Source organism: Bacillus sp. FSL L8-0654, assembly GCF_038629965.1.
In the GTDB taxonomy this organism is placed as follows: domain Bacteria; phylum Bacillota; class Bacilli; order Bacillales; family Bacillaceae; genus Bacillus; species Bacillus safensis.
Map to the genome: position 1 here is coordinate 3721802 of NZ_CP152026.1, position 14561 is coordinate 3736362.

Sequence of the window (14561 nt, forward strand, 5' to 3'; positions counted from 1 at the left end):
TTTTCCATATTTTTTGATTTATGATATCTGCATAAATGTTATGTGAGGGAGCAGGTACGATGGTCAATCGAAAGGATAGATTAACTGATAAAGAATATAAAATCATATCCGATCATGCTGGAAATATAGACAATTACCAGCAGCACCATACGATAGAAATAGGTCAGCAAACACTCACTGTCCACGATTTTCTAAAGATCGACCATAAAATATATGGTTTAACGATGCAGCCGGAACAATCAGATGAATTCATCGTCGCTTTTCACTGTCCTCTGCCACATCAAATGACGGTGACATCTAAGCAAGATGTACACAACGCGGCACAGTCATTACTCAAAACAGACTATGCCTATCCAATTGAAAGAAAGTCCCTTGATGGCAATCAAGACCATGTTTTTTTTAAAGGGAAGGAATACATAGAGAAAGTCTGTCAGAAGCATCCGAATGCAGGTATCCATCTCACTGGACAAGCACTTGCCGGTGCTGTTTGTGCTTATGTTGCAACAGAACAGCCAGCTGTCAAAAAAGCCGTCACCTTTGACAGCCCAAATATATGGAGCAGCCTGTCGCCTTCGATTCAGCAAAAGGCGCAGCAAGGTCAATATACACGCATGTTGACTGAATATATTCAGCCTAGTCATTACGTCGGTTTACTCAATCGCCATGATCAAGGAGTTGGACAAGTCAAGTACACCGTGCCGCCACGGCAGCAAGACTCAGTCCAAGAATCCGTTAAATACAAAAAAAGGGAAATTGACACCTTTTTAAAATCAGCTTTTGCATCTATGAATATAGAATGGAACGAATCCTTTGATACAAATGCTTTTTTAGCTCTCGTTTCAGGAGAATTCAAAGCAAATGGATATTCATTCCATCCGAATGGATCCGCCCGTATTTTAGATGAACAGCTTGATCATAATACAAGTTTTACAGCCATGCTGCTGCAAGAAATTCATTCTGGACGTGCATATGCACAAAGCGGACTTGAAATTATCATAAAATCCCATTTACTGAAAAATTCATCCTATGATCTACAAAGTATTATTGAACATGAAGTGCACACTGTATTTGAAAAAATCGATGGAATTGATGAAAGCGTAAAAGACGCCGTCCATCATGTGAAACAAGAGCTCAAAGGACTCGTCGGCTTTGGCCACTATGATTTATTAAGTCATAGTGATGTGGAAGCACTGGTAGAGGAAGTCAGAATGGAACAGACATATTCCTCCTTTTATTCACACGAAAAACAGCTGAATGCCTTGTACACCCTGAGGGATTACGAACAAGAGCTTTCTGCTCTTTCAAGACATATGTACACAATGGGTGATGACTACGCCAAGGCAGATAGACGCCTTGCAATGCAAATGGGTATTCATTAAGAAAGGAGTCATCGCATGATCAATCAAAATAAGCCTCCTAGTGACGCCCAGCGTTTCTTGCAAAATGTGAGTGCCCGCCGCTCCATGTCTGTATTCGAAAATCAATCGGCACCAAATACACAAACACAGTCTCCAGAAGAAATGGCCGCCATTCAGGCCATGCGAAGAGAAGGACAGCGAAAGGATCTAAAACGGCTGCTCAAAATGCGGCTGCACGACGAATTAGCAAATACTCGCGTGCACTTGGAGTATCAATTGGCTAAAACAGAAGACATGATAAACCAGACGACCATTGTCAAACAACACATTTCCCAGCATTTAAAGGGACAGGCCATTTCAGAATTAGAGGATCGCCTCCAGCGTCTCAAGCAAATGCCTGTCTATGATGATATCAAAGAAGCTATTGATTCAATTCAGATCAAATAAGCACAGCTCTAAAAAAGAGAGGTGCTTATTTTGTTTTATCAATATAATTTTTAGAACGAGAAAATATCTTTTTACTTAAAATCGGATACAGCATTAAACAGACGAGCAAATACAGATTCAACAAACTATAAATTGGATACAAGAAAGCAATCAAATCAGCAAATCCAAGAGATGTTAAAGGTGCCATCAAAAGAAGCATCACCAATACAACCAGCCAGCGGGGCATTCGTACAAAAGAAAGCATCCGGCTGGATAATCCAAATAAACCTGCTGCCGTCGTCGTATAAATTGCTAGACAAAGGACAACGGTCATAAACACAAACAAAGAAGTCGGCGCCCCTTCTAATACTGTAAACAAAGGAATTCCCTCTGATGAAAGACTTCCCGAAATATCAACCAGTATTTCGTTATACACATACGAGATGACACCAAAAATAAGACCGCTTAAGATACTCGCCACTTTGGCTTCCCCAAGCCCCTTCATTTCTTTCCCAACCGAAGACAGCACTGCCACAACAGATAATATGTTCAAAGAAGCAAAGACAATGCTGGCAGGCCAATTGTACTGCTGCCCAAAATCAATCCGCCACATATGATCATGGTTCATATAATAAAAAACAAACGCATAGATGAGCCCCGCCACCAAAATTGGTATAATGAAAGCATTCACAGATAAGAGCCCTTTCACATCCCAGAAAAAAATCATAAATGAAAACAAACAAAACGCGCCGATGCCAACCCAAAAAGGCACATGATACATCTCAAGAGTCACCCCGCCGCCAGCAATCATGACCGTCGTTGTCGTGAATAAATAAAGGACAATTAACACGTCATACACCTTAGCCAGCCATGGACCGACAATCCGTTCCAGCACTGGCACAAAGTGATCGGCACGCACCTCATAACTGATTTTTAACACCACATAGGTAGACAGCATAAACATCAATGTAAACAGTAGAATGGCTAGTCCGCTATCAATGCCAAAAAACTGCCAAATTTCCTGGCCGGAAGCATATCCCGCACCTATTAAGCTTCCTAAAATTAAAAGCGTCCACCTTGAACCAGCCTTCCACACAATCATCACCTCATAGGTATAGAATTAAGCTTGTTTCCGTATACTGTTACTAACTACTATGACAAGGAAGTGAGACCTATGAATAGCAAGAACGGTCTTTTTTTTAGAAATAGGGTAAAAGAATACGTGTCCCATACGGATACAAACGCCATTCAACAGCTTAAAAGTATTTTATTCTCGCATCTTCAGAAAGCAGGAAAAAGACCCGTTGCCATCGTCTGTATTGGAACAGACCGCTCAACTGGCGACTCTCTAGGTCCACTTGTTGGTACAAAGCTTTCAGGTCTGGATTTGAAAAAGCTTCATGTATATGGAACACTCTCTGACCCAGTGCATGCGGTCAATTTAAAAGAAAAACTCGCTGAAATTGAACAAGCTCATAAACACCCGTTTATTGTAGCGGTTGATGCCTGTTTAGGAAGAGTGAAAAGTGTCGGTTCCTTCCAAATTGGTGATGGTCCGTTAAAGCCTGGAGCTGGTGTCCAAAAGGAGCTGCCAGAGGTAGGAGATATTCATATTAATGGGATCGTCAATGTGAGTGGTTTCATGGAATACTTCGTCCTCCAAAACACACGTCTTCATCTTGTCATGTCTATGGCCAATACACTTTCTGAAAGTCTATCTCACATTGACCAAATGGATTGGACGAGAGAAAAAAGCCGGTCTCTCTTCACCCCTATTCAAAATATCACTGGAAGAATATAAAAAAGACCATCTCATATCAAGATGGTCACTCTGATGATTCCCTCGTAGAAAGCAATTCAAGGATTCTTTCTAAATCTTCATTCGAGAGGAATTCAATCTCAATTTTCCCTTTTTTCTTCTGTTTCTTGATCGTCACGGAAGTACCAAAGTAGTTTTGTAAGAAAGACTCTCTTTCTTTCAACACTCGATCCTTTGGTGCTTCTTTTTTCTTTGTTTCACGTGGAACATTTTCGTTTAACTGCTGAACAAGTTTTTCAACCTGTCGTACGTTTAACCCCTCATCCACGATTTTCTTTACCAAAGGCGCCAGCTTCTTTTTGTTCTTTAAGCTAAGCAATGTCCGGCCATGTCCCATTGATAACGTTCCATTTGCAATCAGCTTTTGGATGTCATCCGGTAAAGTCAACAGACGGAGATGGTTCGCAATATGCGGTCTGCTTTTCCCTAATCGCTTCGCTAATTCCTCTTGCGTCACACTTAGATGATCCAGCAAGGAAGCATACGCTTCCGCTTCCTCTAGTGGAGAGAGATCCTCACGCTGCAGGTTTTCTAAAAGGGCAATTTCTCTCATCAGCGTTTCTGAAAACTCTCGAACGATCGCAGGAATTGTTGTCAGACCAGCTTGTTGTGCTGCGCGAAAACGACGTTCTCCTGCTACTATGTCATATCCTTTAATCGATTTACGAACAATGATCGGCTGTAAAACACCGTGCTGCTGAATGGATTCTTTCAGATCAGACAATGCATCATCATCAAACGTTTTCCTTGGCTGATAAGGATTCGGACGCAAATCCTTTAATTTAATTTCTTCAACCGTTTCTTCATTTGAGTCTACGTTGTTAAATAGTGCATTAATACCCTTTCCAAGACCTTTAGCCATTCGCATCCACTTCCTTTGCTAAGTCTAAATAGACATCTGCACCTCTTGAACGTGGATCATACAAGATAATCGGCTTTCCATGACTTGGCGCTTCACTCAGCCTCACATTTCTCGGAATGACGGTTTGATAGACTTTATCTCTAAAGTACTTCTTCACTTCTTCGATAACCTGAATCCCAAGATTTGTTCGGGCATCAAGCATTGTCAGCAAGACACCTTCAATGGCAAGATCGGTATTTAGATGTTTCTGCACGAGACGAACTGTGTTTAACAATTGGCTCAATCCTTCAAGCGCATAATATTCGCACTGAACTGGTATTAAAACGGAATCGGATGCAGTTAACGCATTAATCGTCAGCAGTCCAAGTGATGGCGGGCAGTCAATAATCATATAATCATAATTCTGCTTAACAGATTCAAGTGCTCTCTTCAGCCTCACTTCACGTGAGATTGTAGGCACAAGCTCTATTTCAGCCCCTGCAAGCTGTATCGTCGCAGGAATGACATCAAGATTTTCGACCTCTGTCGTCTTAATCACATCAAGAACATCTGCATCATCAACTAAAATATCGTACACACACTTCTCTACGTCGGCCTTCTCAATCCCAATACCACTCGTGGCATTGCCCTGCGGATCAATATCAACTAACAACACTCGTTTGCCTATGTATGCTAAACACGCACCCAAATTAACAGAAGTTGTCGTCTTCCCGACGCCGCCCTTCTGGTTGGTAATCGCTATGATTTTCCCCACGATGTCACCCACTTTCAACTTAACAAGTTTCTCATTCATTCATACTTCCTATTCTATCAAAAAAAGTATGAAACGTTTGCTTTTTTTGTTTCCCTATTATAAATTCGTCGGTGAATGTGCCTTTTCGTACATAAAAGAACGAATGAAAACACATCTAAAAAGTATATTGATATATCTTTTTTAAGAAATAGACATACATCAAAACCCTCACTTCTATCAAAAGTGAGGGTCACATATTAAAAGTATAATTCACCTATTTTACGGCCTTCACTGACAATGACCTTAGGAGTTACTGTTTTATAGCTTTTCTTTTTTAAAAATCCATAGGGTGTCTTAATGGTAAAAGTCGCATGTCCCAAAGCGTCCCCTGTTTTGCCATAGGCCTGCCACACGATCTTTGAACAATAAGTCGGGTCCAATGATTGAATTGACATGGTGATGGAGTAGCGAGCCTTCGGATGATCTTTCACATAATCGTGTGCCCATTCCCCTGCTAAATCTGCCTTCTCCTCTTGATTAATCCGAATTACCTTTGTATTGGCACTATAGCGAAACCAGTTATGAATGGAATCAAGTTGAGGATGCTTTCGAAACCCTGGAATAGAAGCATAGCTTTTCTCATTAATGACGATACCTGCATGTCCAACCAAACCCTTCACAGCATCAGTGGTTGTCACCAAGATATCTCCTTTTTTAGGGATAATATCGGTACCAGGATACGGCTTTCCTAAAAGTTGCTTGAGGGTGTGCGGCTTTTCATCCGTCACCAGCTCATCATGCTTATTTTGTCGTAAACCATAGTTCTTCAAATCATCGTCAGCTGTAATCAAGTCGATCGAATCGTCGGAAGACGCATACTCTTGATTAAATTGCTGTACAGTCACATCTTTAGAAACAACACCTTGCTTCTTCAAAACGTTCAATTCTTCGTTGGTCATCAGGCCTTCATCCGCATGAGCCGTTGGCGATTTCACAGCGTATATTGTCGCTTCATTTGGAAAAACAGAAAAAGAAATTAGTAAATAGCAAATAATGGCGAAAATAGTCTTCTTCATTTTCATCAGTAGTTGTCACCTCCTTTATACTATGAAAATCATATTTTACCAATTTATAAATATTATGTAAATATGGTGTGTGCAGGAAATAAGACAAACAAAAAAAGCTGACGAGTGGCGCTCATCAGCTTTTTTCTATTTAGGAATTCGAATCGTTAATTGGATATATTCCTCAAACTCTTCTTCCTCGGTATTTATTTTAAGTCCGCTGTCTTCTACCATGTGGAGAGACTGACGAATGGTATTCATCGCAATTCGTGTATCACGACTAAACGCCTTACGTTTTGGCTTCGGTTTGCGATCCGTTTTTTGTTCAAGCATCTTCACTACACGCTCTTCAGTCTGTTTCACATTCAACTGCTTTTCGATGATTTCCTGCAATAGCGCGATTTGTAATTCTGGAAGCTTTAGGGGCACAAGTGAACGTGCATGCCTTTCAGAGATTTTTTTCTCTAAAATGGCTTGTTGTACCTCTTCAGGCAACTTTAAAAGTCTTAATTTGTTAGCAACAGTTGATTGTCCCTTGCCTAAACGCTGAGCAAGCGCCTCTTGTGTTAAATCATGAAGCTCTAAAAGACGTGCATAAGCATGAGCCTCTTCAATAGAAGACAGCTCTTCTCTTTGCAAATTTTCAATCAATGCCACAGATGCCGTTTCCGTATCAGTAAAATCTTTTATAATAGCGGGGATTTTCTCCCATTGAAGAGTCTGTACCGCTCTCCAACGTCTTTCGCCGGCGATCAGTTCATATTTTCCTTCTTCTTCTGTTGGTCTAACAACAATCGGTTGGATAATGCCATGGGTATGAATCGTCGTGGCCAGCTCTTGTATCTTTTCTTCTGAAAAAATGGTGCGTGGCTGAAAACGGTTTGGCATAATTGTGTCGACCGGGAGCTCCTGTATCTCTTCCTTTAATGTATCATGCTCAGCAATCTCTGCCTCTATTTCGGTTTCACGCTCAGGATGTTCTTTGTCTCCAAGCCCGAAGAAGCGTGAGAGTGAATGCTTCATGAACCTACACCACCTTTAAAAACTACCTTTTTATAATTCTATTTTCTCATGTTTTTTCCTTCTGTAAAATCATAAATATTGAAGAAAAACCGACCTTTTACATGATCAACCTTCTATTGGTGATTTATTAGGTGTTCCTGGTTTTCTAGGATATTTTTTTGGTGTTTGCTTTTTCTTTTCAATGACAATGATGTTCCGTTCGCTTTCTTCTAAAGGAAGAACAAAGGAATGCTTTTCAACAACCTCTCCTCCGAGGACTGTGACAGCTTTTTTCCCTGCTTGCATTTCTTCATCAGCGGCAGATGCTTTTAAGGCAACAAACAATCCTTCCTTTTTCACTAGAGGCAGACATAGTTCGCTCAAGACGGATAAACGTGCAACTGCTCTAGCAGTGACAAGATCATAGCTTTCACGCTTTTCCTTACGTTGTCCAAACGTTTCCGCACGATCATGATAAAAAGTAGTATCTTGTAAGTTTAATCCTTTTGCTAACTCATTGAGAAACGTAATTCGTTTCTGAAGAGAATCAACAATGGTCACATGTAGATGAGGGAAACAAATCTTAAGAGGAATGCTTGGAAAACCAGCACCAGCTCCAATATCACAAATCGTCGTCACTTTGTGAAAATCAATAAAAAATGCTGCTGATATTGAATCATAAAAATGCTTTAAATACACTTCTTCCTTTTCAGTAATGGACGTTAAATTCATTTTCTCGTTCCATTCTACAAGCATGCGGAAGTAGGTTTCAAATTGTTCAAGCTGCACAGGAGAAAGAGTGATCCCTTTCTCCTCTAGTGCTGCTGTAAATTGTTTAATGTTCATGCCGACATCCTTTCTATTCTGCTATCTTCGCAATACGCCCCTGCTCTAAATATACTAAAAGGATAGAAATATCAGCAGGGTTAACGCCTGAAATACGAGAAGCCTGTGCAACAGAAAGCGGTCGGACTTCTTTCAGCTTTTGTTTCGCTTCAGTTGCAATCCCTTTGATGGCATCATAATCAATACGATCAGGAATCTTTTTGTTCTCCATCTTTTTCAGTTTTTCAACTTGCTGGAGTGACTTTTCAATATAACCTTCGTATTTAATTTGAATCTCTACCTGCTCACACACATCAGAAGGAAGCTGTGTTTCCGCAGGAGCTAATTTCACAACAGTTTCATAATTCATTTCTGGACGTTTCATCAAATCACTTGCACGAATGCCGTCCTTCAACTCACTTCCACCGAGTGAACGAATAAATTCTTGAGTCTCTGCTGTAGGTTTAATGATCACAGAATATAAACGTTTTTTCTCTGCTTCAATGGCTTCTTTTTTCTGCTGGAATGCTTGGAATCTTTCTTCAGAAATTAATCCAATTTGATAGCCAAGTTCAGTTAATCTTAAATCAGCATTGTCATGACGGAGAAGGAGACGATACTCAGCACGTGATGTCAAGAGACGGTATGGTTCATTTGTTCCTTTTGTGACAAGGTCATCGATGAGGACACCGATATATGCATCAGATCGGCTTAAAATGACTTCTTCTTTACCTAATGCTTTTCTTCCTGCATTAATACCTGCCATAATCCCTTGACCTGCTGCTTCCTCATAACCAGACGTACCATTAATTTGGCCGGCTGTATATAATCCAGAAATTTTCTTCGTCTCAAGTGTAGGCCACAACTGAGTAGGCACAATCGCATCATACTCGATGGCATAACCCGCTCTCATCATTTGAACATTCTCGAGTCCTGGGATAGTTGAAAGCATGCGCTGCTGTACATCCTCCGGAAGACTTGTAGACAATCCTTGAACATAAACTTCCTGCGTATTACGACCTTCTGGCTCTAAGAAAATTTGATGTCTCGGTTTATCATTGAAACGAACCACTTTATCTTCAATGGACGGGCAGTATCTAGGACCAGTTCCTTTAATCATACCTGAATACATTGGAGAACGGTGTAGATTTTCATCAATAATTTGATGAGTCTCTAAACTCGTGTACGTTAACCAGCATGGCAGCTGGTCAGTAATATATTCAACCGTTTCATAGGAGAACGCCCGCGGGACATCATCACCTGGTTGAATTTCTGTTTTACTATAATCAATCGAGTGGCTATTCACTCGAGGAGGTGTTCCTGTTTTAAAGCGAACCAAATCGAATCCTAGTTCTGCTAAATGATCAGATAATTTAATAGAAGGCTGCTGGTTATTTGGACCGCTTGAATACGAAAGGTCTCCTAAAATGATGCGGCCTTTTAAGAAAGTCCCTGTCGTTAAAACAACAGACTTCGCACGATAGTTCGCCCCTGTTTGAGTAACAACACCCTTACATTCATCATCTTCTACAATTAAATGATCTACCATACCTTGCAGCATTGTCAGGTTTGGTTCATTTTCCATTGTTTTTTTCATTTCATGCTGATATTGGAACTTATCTGCTTGCGCTCTTAACGCACGGACAGCAGGTCCTTTCCCCGTATTCAGCATGCGCATTTGAATATGCGTCTTATCTATATTTCGTGCCATTTCTCCGCCTAGAGCATCAATTTCTCTGACGACAATCCCTTTTGCGGGGCCGCCTACGGACGGATTACATGGCATAAAAGCAACCATATCGAGGTTGATAGTCAATACAAGTGTTTTGGCGCCCTGTCTTGCAGAAGCAAGAGCAGCCTCAACTCCAGCATGACCGGCACCCACGACGATTACGTCATAATTGCCAGCTTCATAACCCATTTCTTATGTTCCTCCCTTTACTTTCCTAAACAGAATTGAGAGAATAACTGATCAATCAAGCTTTCATGAACAGCATCTCCAATAATTTCACCTAACTGTTCCCAGCAGCGTGTTAAATCTATTTGAACTATATCGATCGGTACGTCCATTTCAATTCCTTCAAGAGCATCCTCAATGGATTGTTTTGCTGCCTGAAGAAGAGCAATATGCCTTGTATTACTTACATACGTTAAATCTCCACTTTCAATTGAACCCGTGAAGAATAGTGATTGAATCGCGATTTCAAGCTCATCAATCCCTTTTTCTTGTAATAATGATGTAGTAACCACCGGACGATCCTTCGCTAACTGCTTGACCTTTTCAATATCAAGCTTAGGCTCAAGATCTGTCTTATTCACGATTACGATGATATCCATGCCTGAGACGGCCTCAAAAAGTTTGATATCCTCTTCTGACAATTCCTCGCTATAATTGAGCACAAGTAAAATCAGGTCAGCTTCTTTTAAGACCTGTCTAGATCGTTCAACCCCTATACGCTCAACAATGTCCTCCGTCTCACGTATACCCGCAGTATCGACTAATCGAAGCGGTACACCTCTAACATTTACATATTCCTCAATGACATCTCTCGTTGTTCCAGGAATATCCGTTACAATCGCTTTTGTTTCCTGTACAAGACTATTCAACAAGGAAGACTTCCCAACATTCGGTCTTCCAATAATGACAGTGGATAAGCCCTCGCGAAGTATTTTCCCCTGCTGAGAAGTCGTTAGCAGTGACTCAATTTCCTTTTTCACTGATGTTGCCTTTTCAACTAAAACCCGATGCGTCATTTCTTCAACATCGTCATACTCAGGATAGTCAATATTGACTTCAACATGGGCCAGTGTTTCCAATATCTCGCCGCGAAGTCGTTTAATCAAACCTGAGAGGCGTCCCTCCATTTGAGTAATCGCTACATTCATCGCACGATCTGTCTTTGCGCGAATTAAATCCATTACCGCTTCAGCCTGCGAAAGATCAATTCTTCCATTTAAGAAAGCTCGTTTTGTAAACTCACCTGGCTCCGCTAATCTCGCTCCTTCTCTTAAAGCAAGCTGCAGTACTTTATTGACCGTTACAATCCCGCCATGGCAGTTAATCTCAATAACGTCTTCTCTCGTAAATGTTTTTGGCGCTCTTAATACTGACACCATGACCTCTTCTATTACTTGCTCAGTGCTAGAATCCACAATATGACCATAATGAATCGTATGTGAATCCACCGATACAAGTTTTTTCTCCTTAGGACCTTTATACATCCGATCAGCAATCTGTACCGCATCAGGCCCGCTTAAACGAATAATCGCAATTGCTCCTTCACCCATCGGTGTAGAAATTGCTGCAATTGTATCCATCACTCATTCACCTCTTTCTCTACTTAATAAACAGTCTGTTATCTATTAAATGGACATTGTCCATCTCTATATCAAAAACGCTTAATCCAAAATTTAAAGATATCATAAATGAAAGCGAAGTGAAAGTTCCCATATCTAATTATCCACAGCTTTGCATCTTATCTATTTTAACACTTAACTTATCCACATGTGAATAACGACGTTTGAAACTTGTCTTCACATCTTACACCTAAATCCAATAAATTTAAACGCCCTGACCCCTATACTTACTTGTTAAATTGGCGTTTTGCACTCATATCACACACTCATTTTTTAGAAATAAAGGATGAATCCTCTATAAAAAGCAATTTTTCAATAAAAAAAGACTAAAATCCAGCTTTGCTGAATCTTAGCCTTTCTGCTATTTTTTATACAGCACCACAACATGACGTTTGCTGCCTGTATCTTCAGATGCCGTTGCAAGTTCTTTAGAGAATGCAGCAATCGCATCATGAACAATTTTTCGTTCATTCGAAGGCATTGGTTCTAAATGAACCTTTCTCTTCGTTTTTAAAACCCGATTTGCTGTTTTGACTGCATATTGTTCAAGTGCTTCTTGTCGTTTCTTCCTATAATCGCCAATATCAATTGTTATATGATGATACTGATCAGAATAACGATTAAACACTAGCTGTACCAACGTTTCTAAAGAGTACAATGTCTGGCCTCTTTTTCCAATCATTAATGACGTTTTATCTCCATCAATGTGGTAAGAAATGTTTTTCGGTTCCTGTTTGGAAATAATCTTTGCTTTAGGATCAATAGACTTAACAATTTTATCTAAATACTGTGTAGCTAATTTAAAAGCATTTATCTTTTCTACTAACTTGACCACAGCTTGTCTTTTACCAAATAATCCTAAAAATCCTTTATTTCCTTCATCTACTATTGTGATTTCTACTTCTTCTTGTAGTAGCTGAATTTGTTTAAGTCCGGAATCTACTGCTTCTTCGATTGTGCGACCGACAGCAGTTATTTCCTTCATTTTTTATTCCCGCCAGCTTTTTCTTTTGTATCAACTTTTACTTGAGGTGTTTTAATCACCAATGTTTGAATGATCATGAAAATGTTACCTACAACCCAGTACAATGAAAGTGCTGCTGGGAAACTAATTGCAAACACAACGATCATAATTGGCATCACCCATAGCATGATAGCCATTTGAGGGTTGTCCGAAGGATTTCCAGCCATCATCAACTTTTGCTGAATGAAAGTAGCTACACCCGCAATAATCGGTAATAGGAACAATGGATCTGGGCTGCCTAAGTCAAACCATAAGAATGTATGCTTTTTAATTTCTGCTGTTCTCATAATTGCATGATAGAAACCAATAAGGATTGGCATTTGAATTAAAATTGGGAAACAGCCTGCTAATGGATTGACGCCATTTTTTTGAAAAAGGGCCATTGTTTCCTGCTGAAGCTGCTGCTGTGTTTTTTGATCTTTAGAGCTATATTTTTCACGAAGCTTTTTCAATTCAGGCTGTAATGCTTGCATCGCTTTTGTACTTCTTAACTGTTTAATCATTAATGGTAAAATAAGCAAGCGAATTAACAGTGTTACAATAATAATCGCTACACCATAGTTTTCACCAGTTAAGTTTGCCATGTACGTGATTAATTGAGATAGCGGGTAAACAATATAAGAATTCCAGAATCCCTTACTATCTGATGTAATTGGTTCATTGATCTGTGTACATCCTGCCAATAAAACCAATACGCCAATCAAGCTAAATATTAGTAATAATCGCCTTTTCAACAAGATTCCTCCCATTACTTCAAACTTTATTTAAGTTGGAATTGATTAAGAAAGTGACTCACCTAATCAGTATGGTAACATTTTTTCTTTGCAAAGTGGTGGTTTCATTTTAATTCACTAGATGAAGGAAGCGCTTTTAAAAATTGATTCAACGAAAGTTTCTATTACGAAGACTTTTTCGGTTGTTGTTGATAAACAGCGGATTTTCTAAATAAATGTTGGAGAGACTTCTTTGTTTCTTCAAAGGTCAATTCACTCGCTGGTTTTCGTGCAATGACAATGTAGTCTTTTTCTTGCTTTAACTTATGGCCTTCCTCTAAAAACACCTGACGGATCAGACGTTTAATTCGGTTTCTAATCACTGCATTACCAATCTTCTTACTGACAGACAATCCTAGACGCAGTTCAACTTGATTTGGCTGATCCAGCTGGTAAATAACGAATTGGCGATTTGCCATTGATTGACCTTTTTTGAACACCTTTTGAAACTCTTCATTTTTTTTTAGCCTGTTTCGCTTCTTCATGTTTTCTTCCACTCCGATAAAAACTGACAGTTCATTTACGATTTTATGTAAAAAAGACCACTGACATTATTCAGTGGCCTAAGCTGATAATTTTTTTCTACCTTTGCTGCGGCGTCGCTTTAAAACTAGACGTCCGTTTTTAGTACTCATACGGCTGCGGAAGCCATGAACTTTACTACGCTTACGGTTATTTGGTTGAAACGTTCTTTTCATTTATGACACCTCCCTGAGGAATAGCTGTTTAAGACAGTCTAACTCATTATATTTGTGTAACCCATCGATTGTCAATATCAATGATAAAACTCTTATTATCAACCTTATAAGCATAACATAAATTATCAAACGAAGAAACCTTCTTTTTTAGTTTCCAACATTTTATTCTCTTTTTCCTCCTAAAAGACCTTTAAAACAAGAATGTGGATATTTTTCCGGCATATTTAGACTATCCACACCCATTATCGACATTTTTTTCACACAAATAACCGATGTGGATAATTATTTTTCAACAGGATGTAAAGTGTGTGGATAAGTTTGTGACACCCATTGCACCATCTTGTTTATTTTGATATTATATTTGTGTTTTAACTCTTAATTACTTATCTGGCCCTTTTATATTATCCACAATTTGTGGATAACCTGTGGAAAGTTATTACACAGCCTGTTGAATTGTTTATCCACAGCTTGTGTAATTTGTCGAAAAGACGTTTTTCTACTATATTAATTGTTTTCAACAATGTATGTGCACGAATGGTGATAACCATTTGCTCTTTTTCGTGTTCTATAACAGTTTGATACTGGTCATTTTAAAAAGAAAAGGAGGGGGGAGAAGCCTT

15 protein-coding genes are annotated in these 14561 nt (G+C 39.5%); 3 read left to right on the forward strand and 12 right to left on the reverse strand.

All coding sequences use genetic code 11. The annotated features are described in order from the left end of the window. Positions 1–59: 59 nt before the first annotated feature. Both MHH65_RS19160 and MHH65_RS19165 read left to right on the forward strand, forming a co-directional pair. The gene (locus MHH65_RS19160) at positions 60–1379 is read left to right on the forward strand and encodes a hydrolase (protein ID WP_163114528.1); all 1320 of its coding nucleotides are present in this window, start codon (positions 60–62) and stop codon (positions 1377–1379) included. Positions 1380–1394: 15 nt separating this feature from the next. Next, on the forward strand, positions 1395–1805 hold the full coding sequence (locus MHH65_RS19165; protein ID WP_061110353.1) for a hypothetical protein: 411 nt from the start codon (positions 1395–1397) through the stop codon (positions 1803–1805). Positions 1806–1830: 25 nt separating this feature from the next. On the opposite strand, the gene MHH65_RS19170 is transcribed toward MHH65_RS19165, so the two are convergent. Further along, entirely contained in the window at positions 1831–2886 is a 1056-nt protein-coding gene (locus MHH65_RS19170) for a hypothetical protein (RefSeq protein ID WP_268414038.1), read from the reverse strand. Between the two features lie 72 nt (positions 2887–2958). Here MHH65_RS19170 and yyaC point away from each other — a divergent pair, with 72 nt between their 5' ends. After that, entirely contained in the window at positions 2959–3585 is a 627-nt protein-coding gene (gene yyaC, locus MHH65_RS19175; RefSeq protein WP_024424063.1) for a spore protease YyaC, read from the forward strand. A gap of 25 nt (positions 3586–3610) precedes the next feature. On the opposite strand, the gene MHH65_RS19180 is transcribed toward yyaC, so the two are convergent. From MHH65_RS19180 to rpmH, 11 genes are all read right to left on the reverse strand, one after another. Beyond that, complete coding sequence (locus MHH65_RS19180) at positions 3611–4465, reverse strand: ParB/RepB/Spo0J family partition protein (RefSeq protein WP_024424064.1); 855 nt, start codon at positions 4463–4465, stop codon at positions 3611–3613. Next, positions 4458–5219: a sporulation initiation inhibitor protein Soj gene (gene soj, locus MHH65_RS19185; protein ID WP_008360890.1), complete on the reverse strand. Its 762-nt coding sequence runs from the start codon at positions 5217–5219 to the stop codon at positions 4458–4460. The genes MHH65_RS19180 and soj overlap by 8 nt, the downstream gene beginning before the upstream one ends. 236 nt (positions 5220–5455) lie before the next feature. Then, positions 5456–6280, reverse strand: coding sequence for an orthopoxovirus pf05708 family protein (locus MHH65_RS19190; RefSeq protein ID WP_034283641.1), 825 nt, complete (start codon positions 6278–6280; stop codon positions 5456–5458). A 129-nt stretch (positions 6281–6409) separates the two neighbouring features. Then, positions 6410–7285 carry a nucleoid occlusion protein gene (gene noc / locus MHH65_RS19195; protein ID WP_024424067.1) on the reverse strand — a complete coding sequence of 292 codons (876 nt, stop codon included), beginning with the start codon at positions 7283–7285 and terminating at the stop codon, positions 6410–6412. Between the two features lie 105 nt (positions 7286–7390). Beyond that, entirely contained in the window at positions 7391–8110 is a 720-nt protein-coding gene (gene rsmG / locus MHH65_RS19200) for a 16S rRNA (guanine(527)-N(7))-methyltransferase RsmG (RefSeq protein ID WP_046312542.1), read from the reverse strand. A 13-nt stretch (positions 8111–8123) separates the two neighbouring features. Further along, positions 8124–10010: a tRNA uridine-5-carboxymethylaminomethyl(34) synthesis enzyme MnmG gene (gene mnmG, locus MHH65_RS19205; protein ID WP_046312540.1), complete on the reverse strand. Its 1887-nt coding sequence runs from the start codon at positions 10008–10010 to the stop codon at positions 8124–8126. A gap of 17 nt (positions 10011–10027) precedes the next feature. Beyond that, positions 10028–11407, reverse strand: a complete 1380-nt coding sequence (gene mnmE / locus MHH65_RS19210; protein WP_024424070.1) for a tRNA uridine-5-carboxymethylaminomethyl(34) synthesis GTPase MnmE — start codon at positions 11405–11407, stop codon at positions 10028–10030. Positions 11408–11807: 400 nt separating this feature from the next. After that, entirely contained in the window at positions 11808–12431 is a 624-nt protein-coding gene (jag, locus tag MHH65_RS19215) for an RNA-binding cell elongation regulator Jag/EloR (protein ID WP_034283644.1), read from the reverse strand. After that, a complete protein-coding gene (spoIIIJ, locus tag MHH65_RS19220) occupies positions 12428–13210 on the reverse strand; it encodes a YidC family membrane integrase SpoIIIJ (RefSeq protein ID WP_087976621.1) in 783 nt (260 codons plus the stop codon). The genes jag and spoIIIJ overlap by 4 nt, the downstream gene beginning before the upstream one ends. A 158-nt stretch (positions 13211–13368) precedes the next feature. Beyond that, positions 13369–13728 carry a ribonuclease P protein component gene (gene rnpA / locus MHH65_RS19225; RefSeq protein WP_024427652.1) on the reverse strand — a complete coding sequence of 120 codons (360 nt, stop codon included), beginning with the start codon at positions 13726–13728 and terminating at the stop codon, positions 13369–13371. A 78-nt stretch (positions 13729–13806) separates the two neighbouring features. Then, positions 13807–13941, reverse strand: a complete 135-nt coding sequence (gene rpmH, locus MHH65_RS19230) for a 50S ribosomal protein L34 (protein WP_073208224.1) — start codon at positions 13939–13941, stop codon at positions 13807–13809. Positions 13942–14561 lie beyond the last annotated feature (620 nt).